The 14,899-nt window shown below is 69.1% G+C and carries 14 protein-coding genes and 2 tRNA genes; 15 read left to right on the plus strand and 1 reads right to left on the minus strand.

Going from position 1 to position 14,899, the window contains the following annotated elements; all coding sequences use genetic code 11:
- Positions 1–9: 9 nt before the first annotated feature.
- The gene (locus tag JLI01S_RS03285; RefSeq protein ID WP_218005450.1) at positions 10–732 is read right to left on the minus strand and encodes an IclR family transcriptional regulator; all 723 of its coding nucleotides are present in this window, start codon (positions 730–732) and stop codon (positions 10–12) included.
- A 104-nt stretch (positions 733–836) separates the two neighbouring features.
- Between JLI01S_RS03285 and JLI01S_RS03290 the strand changes: the two genes are divergently transcribed.
- The 15 genes from JLI01S_RS03290 (at position 837) to JLI01S_RS03355 (ending at position 14,856) form a co-directional block, all read left to right on the plus strand.
- Positions 837–1,652 (plus strand): IclR family transcriptional regulator, encoded by an 816-nt coding sequence (locus tag JLI01S_RS03290; RefSeq protein WP_068259896.1) that lies wholly within the window; start codon positions 837–839, stop codon positions 1,650–1,652.
- 147 nt (positions 1,653–1,799) lie between these two features.
- Positions 1,800–2,591 (plus strand): 2-keto-4-pentenoate hydratase, encoded by a 792-nt coding sequence (locus JLI01S_RS03295; RefSeq protein ID WP_068260111.1) that lies wholly within the window; start codon positions 1,800–1,802, stop codon positions 2,589–2,591.
- A gap of 11 nt (positions 2,592–2,602) precedes the next feature.
- Positions 2,603–3,580, plus strand: coding sequence for an acetaldehyde dehydrogenase (acetylating) (locus JLI01S_RS03300; protein WP_055989698.1), 978 nt, complete (start codon positions 2,603–2,605; stop codon positions 3,578–3,580).
- Entirely contained in the window at positions 3,577–4,641 is a 1,065-nt protein-coding gene (dmpG, locus tag JLI01S_RS03305) for a 4-hydroxy-2-oxovalerate aldolase (RefSeq protein WP_068259899.1), read from the plus strand. Before JLI01S_RS03300 ends, dmpG begins: the two co-directional genes overlap by 4 nt.
- Positions 4,641–5,426: a 2-keto-4-pentenoate hydratase gene (locus JLI01S_RS03310; RefSeq protein WP_068259902.1), complete on the plus strand. Its 786-nt coding sequence runs from the start codon at positions 4,641–4,643 to the stop codon at positions 5,424–5,426. The genes dmpG and JLI01S_RS03310 overlap by 1 nt, the downstream gene beginning before the upstream one ends.
- A 1-nt stretch (position 5,427) precedes the next feature.
- Positions 5,428–5,652: a tautomerase family protein gene (locus JLI01S_RS03315; RefSeq protein WP_068259905.1), complete on the plus strand. Its 225-nt coding sequence runs from the start codon at positions 5,428–5,430 to the stop codon at positions 5,650–5,652.
- The gene (locus JLI01S_RS03320; protein WP_068259908.1) at positions 5,649–7,103 is read left to right on the plus strand and encodes an aldehyde dehydrogenase; all 1,455 of its coding nucleotides are present in this window, start codon (positions 5,649–5,651) and stop codon (positions 7,101–7,103) included. The genes JLI01S_RS03315 and JLI01S_RS03320 overlap by 4 nt, the downstream gene beginning before the upstream one ends.
- Positions 7,104–7,220: 117 nt before the next feature.
- Positions 7,221–8,090 (plus strand): hypothetical protein, encoded by an 870-nt coding sequence (locus JLI01S_RS03325; protein WP_068259911.1) that lies wholly within the window; start codon positions 7,221–7,223, stop codon positions 8,088–8,090.
- 4 nt (positions 8,091–8,094) lie between these two features.
- Positions 8,095–8,961: a hypothetical protein gene (locus tag JLI01S_RS03330; protein ID WP_157074804.1), complete on the plus strand. Its 867-nt coding sequence runs from the start codon at positions 8,095–8,097 to the stop codon at positions 8,959–8,961.
- Between the two features lie 190 nt (positions 8,962–9,151).
- Complete coding sequence (gene gyrB / locus JLI01S_RS03335; protein WP_439645558.1) at positions 9,152–11,257, plus strand: DNA topoisomerase (ATP-hydrolyzing) subunit B; 2,106 nt, start codon at positions 9,152–9,154, stop codon at positions 11,255–11,257.
- 68 nt (positions 11,258–11,325) lie between these two features.
- The gene (gene gyrA, locus JLI01S_RS03340) at positions 11,326–13,926 is read left to right on the plus strand and encodes a DNA gyrase subunit A (RefSeq protein WP_084349168.1); all 2,601 of its coding nucleotides are present in this window, start codon (positions 11,326–11,328) and stop codon (positions 13,924–13,926) included.
- Positions 13,923–14,393, plus strand: a complete 471-nt coding sequence (locus JLI01S_RS03345; RefSeq protein ID WP_245634511.1) for a DUF3566 domain-containing protein — start codon at positions 13,923–13,925, stop codon at positions 14,391–14,393. Before gyrA ends, JLI01S_RS03345 begins: the two co-directional genes overlap by 4 nt.
- A gap of 88 nt (positions 14,394–14,481) precedes the next feature.
- Positions 14,482–14,558, plus strand: a tRNA-Ile gene (locus JLI01S_RS03350).
- A 24-nt stretch (positions 14,559–14,582) separates the two neighbouring features.
- On the plus strand, positions 14,583–14,759 hold the full coding sequence (locus tag JLI01S_RS16850; protein ID WP_157074805.1) for a DLW-39 family protein: 177 nt from the start codon (positions 14,583–14,585) through the stop codon (positions 14,757–14,759).
- Positions 14,760–14,783: 24 nt separating this feature from the next.
- A tRNA-Ala gene (locus JLI01S_RS03355) sits at positions 14,784–14,856 on the plus strand.
- The last annotated feature ends 43 nt before the right edge of the window (positions 14,857–14,899 follow it).

Here is a 14,899-nt window from a genome sequence, read left to right on the forward strand (position 1 = left end):
GACGGTGAGCTACAGGCCGGCGTCCCGCAGCTGTCGCGAGAGCGTGAAGGCTGCGGTGCGCACGGCCACCCCCAGGAGGGGCAGGTCCATCCGCGGGGTGTGCCCCGTGACCGACAGAGCGGCCCGGATCTTCTTGTCCGCGCCGAAGACGGGCGCTGCGACGCACGAGACCCCGAGGTGGGACTCCTCGTGGTCGTAGGAGGTGCCGACCGTGCGGATGTCCTGCAGGGCCCTGGTGAGCCCGGCCGGTGTGGAGATCGTGCGCGGTGTCATCGGGTCGAGGCCCGCCTCGACCCGCTCGGCCACGACCGCCTGCGGCGAGTACGCGAGCAACGCCTTGCCCACGCCCGTGGCGTGGGCGGGAAGTCGGCCACCGACGCTCGAGGCGAGTGGCAGACCGCCGTGCACGATCTCGACGTAGACGACCTCGACCCCGTCGAGCACCGCCAGGTGGACCTGCCGGTCGGTCGCGTGGTGCAGGTCGAGCATCAGCGGCCGAGCCGCCTGGGCGAGCGTGCGAGGGAGGGGGACGCTCGAGCCGAGCTCGAAGAGGCGAACCCCGAGCGTCAGCCGGGCATCCGCAGAGCGCTCCACGAGGCGCTCCTCGAGCAGCTGCCCGACGAGCCGGTGGACGCTCCCCTTCGCCAGTCCCGTTGCGGCAGCGAGCTCACTGATGCCGACCGACCCCGGCGCCTGCTCGATGACGGTGAGGATCGCGGTGATCCGGCCCACCACCGACAGCGGTGGCTCGTTTCGTTGATCGGAACGCACTCCTTGATCATGCCCCAGTCCGGGGCGACAGTGAACGCACCGACCCAGAGAAAGTGTGGACGACGATGACCACGGCGACTCACGACCCCTTCCCGCAGACAGCCTCCGAGGATGCCTGGTGCACCTCGACCCCCAAGCGGGCCGCTGCCGGTGGGCTCCGGTCGGTCGGCACCGCGCTCGACGTGCTCGAGTGCTTCGCCGTGGACTCGGCGCTCGGGGTCTCGGATGTCGCCCGGAGGCTGGGCGTCGCCAAGTCGACCGCGCACCGGGTGCTCAGCACGCTCGCGGGGCGCGGCTTCGTCGAGCAGGACGCCAACGGTCTCTACCGGCTGGGCCTGCACCTCTACGAGCTCGGGATGCTCTCCCACGCCCGCAACGGGCTGCGCCACGTGGCCCTGCCGGTGATGCAGGCCGTGGCCGAGCAGACCGGCCACACGGTCAACCTCGGCGTCCCCTACGGTGCGGACGTCGTCTACATCGAGCGGATCGAGTCGATGGACGGGGTGCGCATCCTGGGCCACAGCGGTCGCCGCCAGCCAGCGCACTGCACCAGCTCGGGCCTGGCGATCGCGGCCTTCAACCCGACCGTGGAGCACGACCGGCGTGAGGCGGGCTTCCCGCCCAAGGCGCGCGGCACGATCCGCAGGGCCTCCGAGTGGGACGCGGCGCTCGCCGACGTGCGCCGCCGCGGTCACGCGGTGCTGCACTCCGGCTCCTTCGTCGGGGCCAGCTCGGTGGCCGTCCCGATCCGCTCCCGCGGCATGGCCGTCGGGTCCATCTCGGTCCTCGGCCCCACGCCGCTCATCGACGCCGACATCCGCCGGGTCGTCCCCCTTCTCACTGCCGCCGCCAACCGCATCGCCAAGAGCTACGTTCCCTGACCCGCCACACCCGCATTGCCCTAGGGCAATGCAAGCAAACCTGCATTGCCCTAGGGCAATGCAGGCCACCGCGATCCAGCCAGAGCACCGTTCCCCCCGCGGGAACGAGACCCCCGACCCACGAAGGGCAGTCCTAGCGTGACCACCATGGAGTCCACCCCCGACCAGGCCAAGGCCGCGCGGCTGCTGCTGCAGGCCTACGAGACCGGCACCCCGACCGCTCCCCTCACCGAGCAGTTCGACGGCCTGACCGTCGAGGACGCCTATGCGATCCAGCTCGCGCAGGTGCGCACCTGGACCGAAGGGGGGCGCCGCATCATCGGGCACAAGGTCGGTCTGACCTCGCTCGCCATGCAGAAGCAGCTGGGCGTCGACCAGCCGGACTTCGGTCACCTCACCGACGACTTCGCCCACCTGGAGCACCAGCCGATCCCGCTGGACACCTATCTCCAGCCGCGCGTCGAGCCCGAGATCGCCTTCGTCCTGCGCAAGCCGCTCACCGGCCCCGGGGTCACCGTCACCGAGGCCATCGACGCGATCGACTACGTGCTGCCGGCCCTCGAGGTCGTCGACAGCCGCGTCGCGGACTGGAAGATCACGCTCGTCGACACCATCGCCGACAACGCCAGCTCCGGCGGCTTCGTCCTCGGCTCCACGCCGACCCGCCTGGAGGACGTCGACCTGCGTCTCACGGGCTGTGTTTTCACCCGCAACTCCCAGGTCGTCGGGACCGGCGCCGGTGGCGCCGTCCTCGGCTCCCCCATCACCAGCCTCGTGTGGCTGGCCAACACGGTCGGTGCCCTCGGCACGACCCTCGAGGCCGGCCACATCATCCTCCCCGGGTCCGTCACCTCGATGGTCCCCGTCGCGCCGGGCGACGTCTTCACCGCGACCTTCGGTGGTCTCGGCAGCGTCACCGCCGTGTTCGCAGACAAGTGAAAGGTGCACCCATGACCACCAGGACCAAGGGAACTGCTGCCATCGTCGGCCCCGGCAACATCGGTACCGACCTCATGTTCAAGCTCATGCGTCGTTCTGAGGTGCTCGACCCCCGCTGGATGGTGGGCGTCGACCCGAGCAGCGACGGCCTGCGCCGCGCCAAGACGCTCGGCCTCGAGGCCAGCCACGAGGGCGTCGACTGGCTCCTCGCCCAGGACGAGCTGCCGGACGTCGTCTTCGAGTGCACCTCGGCCAAGGCCCACCAGGCCAACGCGCCGAAGTACGCCGAGGCCGGGATCCTCGCCGTCGACCTCACGCCAGCCGCCGTCGGGCCCTACCTCTGCCCGCCGGTCAACCTCGACTTCAACCTCGACGCGATGAACGTCAACATGATCACCTGCGGTGGCCAGGCGACGACGCCGATCGTCGCCGCCGTCTCCTCGGTGGTCGACGTCCCCTACGCCGAGATCGTCGCCTCGATCTCGAGCAAGTCGGCCGGCCCGGGTACCCGGGCCAACATCGACGAGTTCACCGAGACGACGAGCGAGGCGCTCGAGGTCGTCGGTGGCGCCAAGAGCGGCAAGGCGATCATCATCCTCAACCCCGTCGAGCCCCCGCTGATGATGCGCAACACCGTCTTCTGCGCGATCCCCCAGGCCGCGGCCGAGGCGGGCGCCCTGCGCGACCGGCTGGAGGAGTCCATCCACGCGATGGTCGCCCGGGTCCAGGAGTACGTGCCCGGCTACCACCTTCGGGCCGACCCGCAGTTCGACGACGCCCGTGACCTGTGGAACGGCATGGCTCGCGTCACCGTCCCGATCGAGGTCAAGGGTCGCGGCGACTACCTGCCGGAGTACGCCGGCAACCTCGACATCATCACGTCCGCCGCCGCCCGCGTGGGCGACATGATGGTGGCCCACAAGCTCGGGGTCGACTCCGGCTGGGTCGCCACGGACGCCGCCACGACTGGCCAGGAGGTCCCCGCATGAGCACCGAGATGACCCATCCGATCCCCGACTTCACGGGGGGTGTCGACGTCCGGCTGACCGACACCACCCTGCGCGACGGCTCGCATGCCATGTCCCACCAGTTCACCGAGGAGCAGGTGCGCACCACGGTCCGTGCCCTTGACGACGCCGGTGTCCAGGTCATCGAGGTGACCCACGGTGACGGTCTCGGCGGATCCTCCTTCAACTACGGCTTCTCCGCCGTCGACGAGATGTCGCTCATCAAGGCCGCCGTCGCCGAGGCGCACCAGGCCAAGATCGCCGTCCTCATGCTCCCGGGCCTGGGCACCGTGGAGAAGCTGCACGAGGCGCACAACATGGGCGCCCAGATCGCCCGCATCGCCACCCACTGCACCGAGGCCGATGTCTCGATCCAGCACTTCGGGGCGGCCCGTGAGCTCGGCATGGAGACCGTCGGCTTCCTCATGCTCAGCCACATGATCAGCCCGGAGGAGCTGGCCAAGCAGGCCCGCATCATGGTCGACGCGGGCTGCCAGTGCGTCTACGTCGTCGACAGCGCCGGCGCCCTGATCCTCGAGGACGTCTCGGACCGCGTGTCCGCGATCGTCGCAGAGATCGGCAACGACGCCCAGGTGGGCTACCACGGTCACCAGAACATGTCCTTCGGCGTCGCCAACTCCGTCTTGGCCTACCGGGCCGGTGCCCGGCAGATCGACGGCTCGCTGTGCGCCCTCGGCGCCGGTGCGGGCAACTCCCCCACCGAGGTGCTGGCGACCTCCTTCGAGCGGCTGGGCATCCACACGGGGGTCGACATCAACGGTGTCCTGGCCGCCGCCGAGGACGTCGTCAAGCCCTTCATCCGCCGGATGCCGATCATGGATCGCTCCTCGATCACCCAGGGCTACGCGGGTGTGTACAGCTCCTTCCTGCTGCACGCGGAGCGCGCGGCCGAGCGCTACGGCGTCCCGGCCCACGAGATCCTGATGAAGGTTGGCGAGTACGGCTACGTCGGCGGCCAGGAAGACATGATCATCGACGTGGCGCTCGAGCTGCGTGACGGCAAGAAGAAGGCGAGCGTCTGATGGCGGCATGGGATGTGGAGTCGGTCGCGACCGAGCTCCTGGCATGTGAGGACGAGCGCCGCGACCGGGTGAAGTTCACCGACGAGTGGCCCGAGCTGGACGTGGCCACCGGCTACGAGATCCAGGACCTCACCCTCCAGCGTCGCCTCGACCGCGGCGAGAAGCTCATCGGCATCAAGCTGGGGCTCACCTCGCGGGCCAAGCAGCAGCGCATGGGCGTCGAGACCCCCTTCGTCGCGTGGCTCACGGACGCGATGATCCTGCCGGCCGGCGACCCCGTGCCGCAGGACAAGCTGATCCACCCGCGCATCGAGCCGGAGCTCGTCTTCGTCATGGGTGAGCGGCTCGAGGGCCCCGGGGTCACCGCCGCACAGGCGATGGCGGCCGTCGACCAGGTCCTCGGCGGCGCAGAGGTCATCGACAGCCGCTACAAGGACTTCAAGTTCGCCGCCGGTGACGTCATCGCCGACAACGCGAGCTCGGGCGCCTTCGTCACCGGTCCGGTGTCGGTGCCGCCGAGCGCGCTGGACCTGTCCACCGAGGCCGTGCTCGTCGAGGTCGGCGGTCAGGTCGTCGACTCGGCGACCGGCGCCGCCGTGCAGGGCCACCCGGGCGAGGCACTCGCTCTGGCCGCCAACGACCTGGCCAAGCGCGGTCACGCCATCGAGCCCGGGTGGATCGTGCTCACCGGCGGGATGACCGATGCCTACTTCGCGCCCCCGGGGTCCTCGATCTCGCTGCACTTCACCAACCTGGGCTCCGTGCGGATCCACGGGGGCGAGTGAGATGCCCGTCGTCCAGGTCACGCTCACGCAGGGGCGCACGCCCGAGACCATCCGATCGATGATCTCGGCGATCACCGGGGCGCTCGTCGACACCGGCGTCGCGCCCAAGGAGGCCATCCGGGTCCTCGTCAACGAGATCCCCACCGACTACTTCGCAGCCGGTGACGTCACGATCACCGAGCGCAAGGCCGCGCAGGCTGCAGACCCCCAGGAGAGCACCTCATGAGCACCCAGTTCTTCGGTCACATCATCGACGGCGTCGAGGTCGAGAGCCTCTCCGGCGAGCGCTTCGACGTGTGGAACCCCTACACCCAGGAGGTCTTCGCCCAGGCGGCCGAGGGTGGCGCCGAGGACGCCGAGCGAGCGATCGCCAGCGCCCGCAGGGCCTTCGACGAGGGTCCGTGGCCGCGGATGACCGGCCCCGAGCGAGCTGCCGCGATCCACAAGCTCGCGGACCTCATGGAGGAGCGGGCCGATGACCTCGCCACGCTCGACTCGACCAACATGGGCAAGCCCTTCGCCCAGGCCAAGCACGACGTGGGTCGGTCGGTGGCCAACTTCCGCTTCTTCGCCGACCACCAGCGCGACCACACCGGCGAGGTCTACCCGATGCCGTCGGGTCACCACACCTACAGCGAGTTCGGCCCTGTCGGGGTCGTTGCGGCGATCTCGCCGTGGAACTTCCCGCTGATGATGGCGACGTGGAAGATCGCGCCGGCCATCGCGTGGGGCAACACCTGCATCATCAAGCCGAGCGAGGACACTCCCGCGTCGGTGACCCTCCTGGGTCGTCTGGCCGTCGAGGCCGGGTTCCCCCCGGGCGTCCTCAATGTCCTCAACGGGCACGGTGCGCCGGCCGGATCGACCCTCACGGCCGACGACCGCGTCGACCGGGTGACCTTCACCGGTTCCTCGACGACCGGCAAGGCGGTGATGGCCTCGGCCTCGACCCACCTGGCCCCCGTCTCGCTCGAGCTCGGCGGCAAGGGCGCCAACATCGTCTTCGACGACGCGGACATCGACAATGCCGTCTACTGGGCTGTCGAGGCGATCTTCCGCAACTCGGGGCAGATCTGCCTCGCGGGCTCGCGTCTCTTCGTCCAGTCCGGCATCTACGACGAGTTCATGAAGCGCTTCGTCGCGGCCGCCGAGGCGCTGACGATCGGCGACCCCTTCGACCCGAAGGTCAAGTACTCCTCGCTCGCGAGCAAGAAGCACTTCGACAAGGTGTCGAGCTACCTCGAGGGCATCGAGGAGCAGGGCGGGCGGATGCTCACCGGCGGTGTCGACGAGGACGGCCGCTGGCTCGTGCGTCCGACGGTCCTGGTCAACCTGCCGCTGGACTCCAAGCAGTACTGCGAGGAGATCTTCGGTCCGGTCTGTGTCGTCAACCGCTTCGAGACCGAGGCGGAGGCCGTCCACCTGGCCAACGACACCCGGTACGGGCTCAACGCGATGCTCTTCACCGAGAACCTCTCGCGGGCCCACCGCGTCAGCTCCAACCTCAAGGCGGGCACGGTCTGGGTCAACTGCTTCTTCATCCGGGATCTGCGCACTCCCTTCGGCGGTGTCGGTGACTCCGGCGTCGGGCGTGAGGGTGGCAACTTCAGCCGGGAGTTCTTCACCGAGCCCAAGGCCGTCGTCATGCAGATCGACCGGAGGGTCCCCGGCGCCTGACGGACCACGAGGGGTGTCCGCCGTCACGCACGATTGGCGGACCCCCCCGGTTGTTATGGCATCGTGAGATGCCGCTCTTGATTCCGGGGGCGGAACCATGCCTGCGAGGAGTGCACCATGAGCGGACCGAAGGACGAACGAGGCGGCGACGCCTTCGACGACTTCTTCGGCGACCCGACGCCCTCAGGGCGGATGCGTCCCGCATCGGAGGGGTCGCGGACGGCCCCCCTCGCCGAGCAGCACCCCGACGACGAGCCCACCCAGGATGTCGAGCTGCGCCGTCGCGAGCAGGCGACCCAGGCAGTGCGACCGGCTCCCGTCATCGAGCCCGAGCCGACCCCGCACGGGGCGGTTCCCGATGCGTGGTGGCAGGCGGACCCCACTCCCTCTCCTGCGGCTGCACCGGCGGCCGGATCACAGAGCACGTGGAGCGCCGCGCCCACCCCGGGCGGCCACCAGCAGCCGTCGTACCAGCAGCCCTTCCACCCGCAGTCACCTCGACGCGGGCTCTCCCCCGTGGCGATGGTCGGGATGCTCATCGGGGGTGTCCTCCTCGGTGGGCTGTGCGTCGGCGGCACCGTGATGGCACTCGGGGGTGACGAGGAGCCGACCGCGCAGTCCACGACGGTCACCGAGACCACCTCTCCGCAGCCGACGACTCCTTCGACATCGCAGCCGACGAGCTCGTCCAGCTCGTCCTCCAGCAGCTCGTCCTCGTCGCCCACCCGCTCGGGCAAGCTGCCTGCGGGGACGACGGAGTGCGACGGACCCAAGGACGGTGTCGCGGTCGGTCGCGGCACGGACGTGACCTCCTGCGCCTTCGCCGGCGCGGTGCGCGACGCCTACCTGGGTGCCGAGCCCAAGGACGGCAAGGCCAGCATCGAGGTCCGCAGCCCCGTGACCAAGCAGAGCTACACGATGAAGTGCACCGGCGAGGCGGTCACCCGCTGCACCGGTGGCAACGACGCGGTCGTCATCCTCTACTGACGTGGTGCGCCGCCTGGTGGTCGCAGGGTTGGGCCTGGCCATGTGTCTGACCACGGCCTGCGCGGGACCCGACGCAGGACCCTCCGAGAGCGCTTCGGCCTCGACGTCCGAGCGCACATCCTCCGCGACGACGACCACCTCCGGCAGGACCAAGCCCCCACGGGCGCTCGCCCGAGCCGTCGGCCGGGTCGTGGCGGAGCACCCCGATGCCGACATCGCGATCGCCTGGGCCCCTGTCGGGACGACGGGGAAGGTGCAGGTCGTCGGCGACCCCCAACCGCTCGTCGCGTGGTCGACGATCAAGGTGCCCTTGTCGTTGGCCGTCGTCCGAGCCGGTCACGGTGAGCGGATGGAGGCCGACATCGACCGCTCGCTCACGGCCTCGGACAACGAGGCCGCGGGCCGGTTGTGGGCGGACCTGGGCGGCGGAGACGCCGCGGCTGCCGCCGTCGAGGACCAGCTGCAGCGCGGTCGCGATCACCGGACCGGCGTCCCGCCACAGGTCACGGTCGTCGGCTTCTCCCCCTTCGGGCAGGCGACCTGGCGACTCACCGACCAGACGCGCTTCACCGCGGCGCTGCCCTGTCTGGCGGGATCGAGGACCATCACCGACGCGATGGGCCGGGTCGTCGACGGCCAGCGGTGGGGGCTGGGCGGCATCGACGGCGCGCGCTACAAGGGCGGCTGGGGGTCCACGCCCAAGGGATATGTCGTGCGCCAGCTGGGCATCGTGCCCGGGACGAAGGGGGACACCGCCGTCACCCTGCAGGTCCGGTCGGGCACCCACGCGGAGGGCACGGGAATCGCCGACGAGCTGACCACAGCCCTGCGCGCGCACCGCGGCGAGCTGCCCGTCGGCAGCTGCGACTGAGCCGGTCGCCGGGAGCGGCTCTCAGAGCGCCGCAGGGGCCGGTTGACGTACCGGGAGTCGTCGGCGGCGGGGATCTGCGGTGAGAAGTGCCCACACGGGCCCCGAAGATGCGTCGCGTCAGGCGTTGACGGGGTAGAATCAGAGGGTTGAGGCCGCGGTGCCAGCCCTGAGGGCCAGCCCGCGGTAATCCATGCACCGCACCAGCTCGAGGAGCACCGTGGCAGACGAGCAGTCGCCTGAGATCCAGCCCAAGTCCCCGGACACGGGGAGCCCCGAGTACGACGCGAGCGCCATCCAGGTGCTCGAGGGTCTCGAGGCGGTGCGCAAGCGGCCCGGCATGTACATCGGCTCCACCGGTGAGCGCGGTCTGCACCACCTCGTGTGGGAGATCGTCGACAACGCCGTGGACGAGGCGATGGCCGGCCACGCCGACACCATCGACGTCACCCTCATGGACAACGGTGCGGTCCGGGTCAAGGACAACGGTCGCGGCATCCCCACCGACATCCACGAGGCCGAGGGCATCTCGGCCGTCGAGCTCGTCCTGACCCAGCTGCACGCCGGAGGCAAGTTCGGCGGCGGTGGCTACAAGGTGTCCGGTGGTCTGCACGGTGTGGGTTCGTCCGTCGTCAACGCCCTGTCGAAGCGCATGGACGTGTGCGTGCGGCAAAAGGGGTACGCGCACCGGATGTCCTTCGAGCACGGTGTGCCGTTGGGACCCCTCGAGCGCGAGGAGGAGACCGACGCCACCGGCACGACGATCACCTACTGGGCCAACGACGAGATCTTCGAGTCGGTCGAGTACGACTGGGAGACGATCCGGGCCCGCTTCCAGCAGATGGCCTTCCTCAACAAGGGCCTGACGATCAACCTCGTCGACGAGCGGGTTCCCGAGCCCACCGAGGCCGACCAGGACGAGGACCTGGACGAGGTCGACGCGGACATCACCGAGGTCGTCGACTCCGAGGAGCAGACGGCCGCCCCCAAGATGGCCCGCAAGGTCTCCTACCGGTACGACAACGGCCTCGTCGACTACGTGCAGCACCTCGTCAGCTCCAAGAAGGCCGAGCCAGTCACGGCCGAGATCATCTCGATGGAGACCGAGGACACCGAGCGCGAGCTCTCCCTCGAGATCGCCATGCAGTGGACGAGCGCCTACAGCGAGTCGGTGCACACCTACGCCAACGCGATCAACACGCACGAGGGCGGCACGCACGAGGAGGGCTTCCGGTCGGCGTTGACCAAGATGGTCAACGACTTCGCGCGCAAGCAGAACCTGCTCAAGGACAAGGACGACAACCTCACGGGTGACGACATCCGCGAGGGCCTGACGGCGGTCATCTCGGTCAAGCTCGGTGAGCCGCAGTTCGAGGGCCAGACCAAGACCAAGCTCGGCAACTCCGAGGTCAAGGGCTTCGTCCAGCGGGCCATGACCGACGAGTTCGGTCACTGGCTGGAGGCCCACCCCAACGAGGGCAAGGACATCGTGCGCAAGTCCGTGCACGCCGCCGCTGCCCGGATGGCCGCCCGCAAGGCGCGCGAGGCCACCCGCCGCAAGGGCCTGATGGAGTCCGGCGGCCTGCCCGGCAAGCTGTCCGACTGCCAGACCAAGGACCCCACGGTCTCCGAGGTCTACATCGTCGAGGGCGACTCCGCCGGAGGTTCGGCCAAGGCCGGTCGCAACCCGGAGAACCAGGCGATCCTGCCGATCCGCGGCAAGATCCTCAATGTCGAGAAGGCACGGATCGACCGGGTCCTGGCCAACCAGGAGGTCCAGGCGCTGATCTCGGCCTTCGGTACCGGCATCGGCGAGGACTTCGACATCTCCAAGGCGCGTTACCACAAGATCGTGCTGATGGCCGATGCCGATGTGGACGGCATGCACATCCGCACCCTGCTGCTGACGCTGCTCTTCCGCTTCATGAAGCCGCTCATCGAGGCCGGGTATGTCTACCTGGCGCAGCCGCCCCTCTACCGACTCAAGTGGTCCAACCACGACCACGAGTTCGCCTTCACCGACCGCGAGCGCGACGCGATGGTCGCCGAGGGTCAGTCCAAGGGGTGGCGTCTGCCGAAGGACAACTCGATCCAGCGCTACAAGGGTCTCGGCGAGATGAACTACCAGGAGCTGTGGGAGACCACGATGGACCCCGACAGCCGCGTGCTGCTTCAGGTGACGCTCGACGACGCTGCCGCGGCGGACGAGATCTTCGCCGTGCTCATGGGCGAGGACGTCGAGTCGCGCCGCAGCTTCATCCAGAAAAATGCGCGCGACGTGCGCTTCCTCGACATCTGACGCGCACCACCCGCCCCGCCCTGCCTTTCCGCCCGTCCACGGCGATGACCCCGAGGTGACCTGAGCACATGACCGACATCCCCACCACACCCCCCGAGACCGACCGCACCGAGCCGATCGACCTCAACGCGGAGATGCAGCGCAGCTACATCGAGTACGCGATGAGCGTCATCGTCTCCCGTGCGCTGCCGGACGTGCGGGACGGGCTCAAGCCCGTGCACCGCCGGATCGTCTACGCGATGTACGACGGCGGCTACCGCCCCGACCGCGGGTACAACAAGTGCTCGCGCGTCGTCGGCGATGTCATGGGCCAGTACCACCCGCACGGTGACAGCGCGATCTATGACGCGATGGTCCGCCTCGTCCAGCCGTGGTCCCTGCGCTACCCGCTCATCGACGGACAGGGCAACTTCGGCTCTGCCGGCAACGACGGCGCGGCCGCTCCGCGATACACCGAGTGCAAGATGGCGCCGCTGTCGCTGGAGCTCGTGCGGGACATCGACCAGGAGACGGTCGACTTCGTCCCCAACTACGACGGCAAGACGATGCAGCCGGACGTCCTCCCGGCACGCTTCCCCAACCTGCTGGCCAACGGCTCGGCCGGTATCGCCGTCGGCATGGCCACGCAGATCCCCCCGCACAACCTGCGTGAGGTCGCCGACGCCGCCCAGTGGATGCTCGACCACCCGGAGAGCACCCGCGAGGAGGCCCTCGAGGCCGTCATGGGCTTCATCAAGGGACCCGACTTCCCCACCGGCGCGCTCATCATGGGCACGCGAGGGATCGACGACGCCTACCGCACCGGTCGCGGCTCGATCATCATGCGGGCGGTCGTCGAGGTCGAGGAGATCCAGGGGCGCACCTGCCTGGTCGTCACGGAGCTGCCCTATCAGGTCAACCCGGACGCGCTGGCGCAGAAGATCGCGGAGATGACCAAGGAAGGGCGCCTGTCGGGCATCGCGGACCTGCGTGACGAGACCTCCGGTCGCACCGGCCAGCGGCTCGTCATCGTCCTCAAGCGGGACGCCGTCGCCAAGGTCGTGCTCAACAACCTCTACAAGCACACGCAGTTGCAGACCAACTTCGGCGCCAACATGCTGGCGCTCGTCGACGGCGTGCCGCGCACGCTGCCGGTCTCGGCCTTCATCCGGCACTGGGTCGAGCACCAGATCGACGTCATCGTGCGCCGCACCGAGTACCGGTTGCGCAAGGACGAGGCCGCGATCCACATCCTGCGCGGCTACCTCAAGGCGCTCGACATGCTCGACGAGGTCATCGCGCTCATCCGCCGCTCCCCCACCGTCGACGAGGCCCGCACGGGTCTGATCGAGCTCTTGGACATCGACGAGCTGCAGGCCATGGCGATCCTCAACCTGCAGCTGCGTCGCCTCGCGGCCCTGGAGCGGCAGAAGATCATCGACGAGCACGACGAGATCGAAACCCGGATCATCGACTACAAGGACATCCTCGCCCGACCCGAGCGGCAGCGACAGATCGTCAAGGACGAGCTGGCAGAGATCGTCGACCGCTACGGCGACGACCGGCGCAGCCGCATCCTGCCCTACGACGGCGATGTCGCCATGGAGGACCTCATCCCCGAGGAGGACGTGGTCGTCACGATCACCCGCGGTGGCTACGCCAAGCGCACCCGGGTCGACGAGTACCGAGCGCAGAAACGTGGCGGCAAGGGGGTGCGCGGTGCCTCCCTTCGTGGTGAGGACGTCGTGCGCAACTTCTTCACGACCACCTCGCACCACTGGCTGCTGTTCTTCACCAACCTCGGCCGGGTCTACCGGGTCAAGGCCTACGAGCTGCCGGAGGCGGCGCGCGATGCCCGCGGCCAGCACGTGGCCAACCTGCTCGCCTTCCAGCCCGACGAGCAGATCGCCGCGGTCTACGCGATCCGGGACTACGAGGTGGCTCCCTACCTCGTGCTGGCGACGAAGCGCGGTCTGGTGAAGAAGACCCGCCTGACCGAGTACGACTCGCCGCGCAGCGGCGGGCTCATCGCGGTCAAGCTGCGGGAGGACGACGAGCTCGTCGGCGTCGGCCTCGTCTCCGCCGAGGACGACCTGCTGCTCGTCTCGCGCAATGCCCAGTCGGTGCGCTTCCACGCGACCGACGAGATCATCCGCCCGATGGGTCGCTCCACGAGCGGTGTGACGGGCATGAAGTTCCGCGACGAGGATTCCTTGCTCGCACTCAATGTCATCGAGGACGGCACCGACCCCGATGTCTTCGTCGTCTTCGAGAACGGCGTGGCCAAGCGGACGGCCGCCTCGGAGTGGACCGCCAAGGGCCGCGCCGGCCTGGGCGTGACCGCGGCGAAGTCCGGCAAGGGCGGCCACCTCGTGGGCGCGCTCGTCGTCGACGAGGACGACGAGGTCATGGTCGTGATGGAGAAGGGCAACATCGTCCGGTCGGCCGTCACCGAGGTGAACCGCACCACTCGCAACACGATGGGTGTCAGCTTCGCTGCCCCCCGCAAGGGTGACTCGATCGTCGCGGTGGCTCGTAATGTCGACCGTGGCGAGGACGACGCGGAGGTCGTGGCTGACGGTGAGGCGCAGCCCGACGATGTAGCGTCGGTCCCTGACGTGCAGTCCACCGGGAATGACCCGGTGGAGCCCGCCCAGCAGGGGGACGCCCCCGGAGGTGACCAGGAGTGAGTTCGACAGGAGAGACCACGGCCACGCGCTCTGCCGCAGGCTCGTCCCAGCCCCGTCGCACACAGACCGCTGGCGCGGCCTCGCGGCCCGCGCCCCGGGCCGGCCGCCGCGTCAAGCTCATGGTCTCGCGGGTGGACCCCTTCTCCGTGATGAAGGTCGGGTTCCTCGTCTCGGTGGCCATGGGCATCGCCTTGGTCGTCATGACCGCGGTCGTGTGGGTGCTGCTCTCGGCGATGGGCGTCTTCGACTCCGTCAACGAGCTCGCCGGCCAGATCATCGGTGAGGGTTCCGGCGAGAAGTTCGACGTCATGGACTTCCTCGGCTTCGGTCGGGTCGTCTCGTTGTCGATCGTCATCGCGGTCGTCGACGTCTTCCTGCTGACGGCCATCGCGACTCTCGGGGCCTTCCTCTACAACATCGTCGCCAGCCTCGTCGGCGGCGTGCACATGACGCTGACCGACGACTGATCCGCTCGCCCGTCGCCGTTTTGGTTTCGGCGGCGGGTGTGGGGTAATCTCGGGCGTCGCGCCACGGACAACCTCCGTAGCGCAACACGGGCCTATAGCTCAGGCGGTTAGAGCGCTTCGCTGATAACGAAGAGGTCAGAGGTTCAAGTCCTCTTAGGCCCACCACATCCGACGGTGAGGAGAGTTCCGGTGAAGAAGGTTCTCGTACTCGTCGCGGCCGCAGCCGGCGCGGCGTATGCCAAGCGCAGGATCGAGCAGCAGCGTTCTGAGAAGGACCTGCACGCCGCGACCAGCCGGATGAGCAGCACCCCCAAGCCCGCCGGTACCGGTGGCGCTTGGGCTGCGGCCTCGGACCGTCCGTCCTGAGCAGCCCGCAGCACAACTGAACCAGGGGACTTAGCTCAGCTGGTAGAGCACCGCCTTTGCAAGGCGGGGGTCAGGGGTTCGAACCCCCTAGTCTCCACTTCTCGCAGACGCAGGCCCTTTCTCCGCCCGGAGAGAGGGCC

The organism is Janibacter limosus NBRC 16128, from assembly GCF_001570985.1.
In the GTDB taxonomy this organism is placed as follows: Bacteria; Actinomycetota; Actinomycetes; order Actinomycetales; family Dermatophilaceae; genus Janibacter; species Janibacter limosus.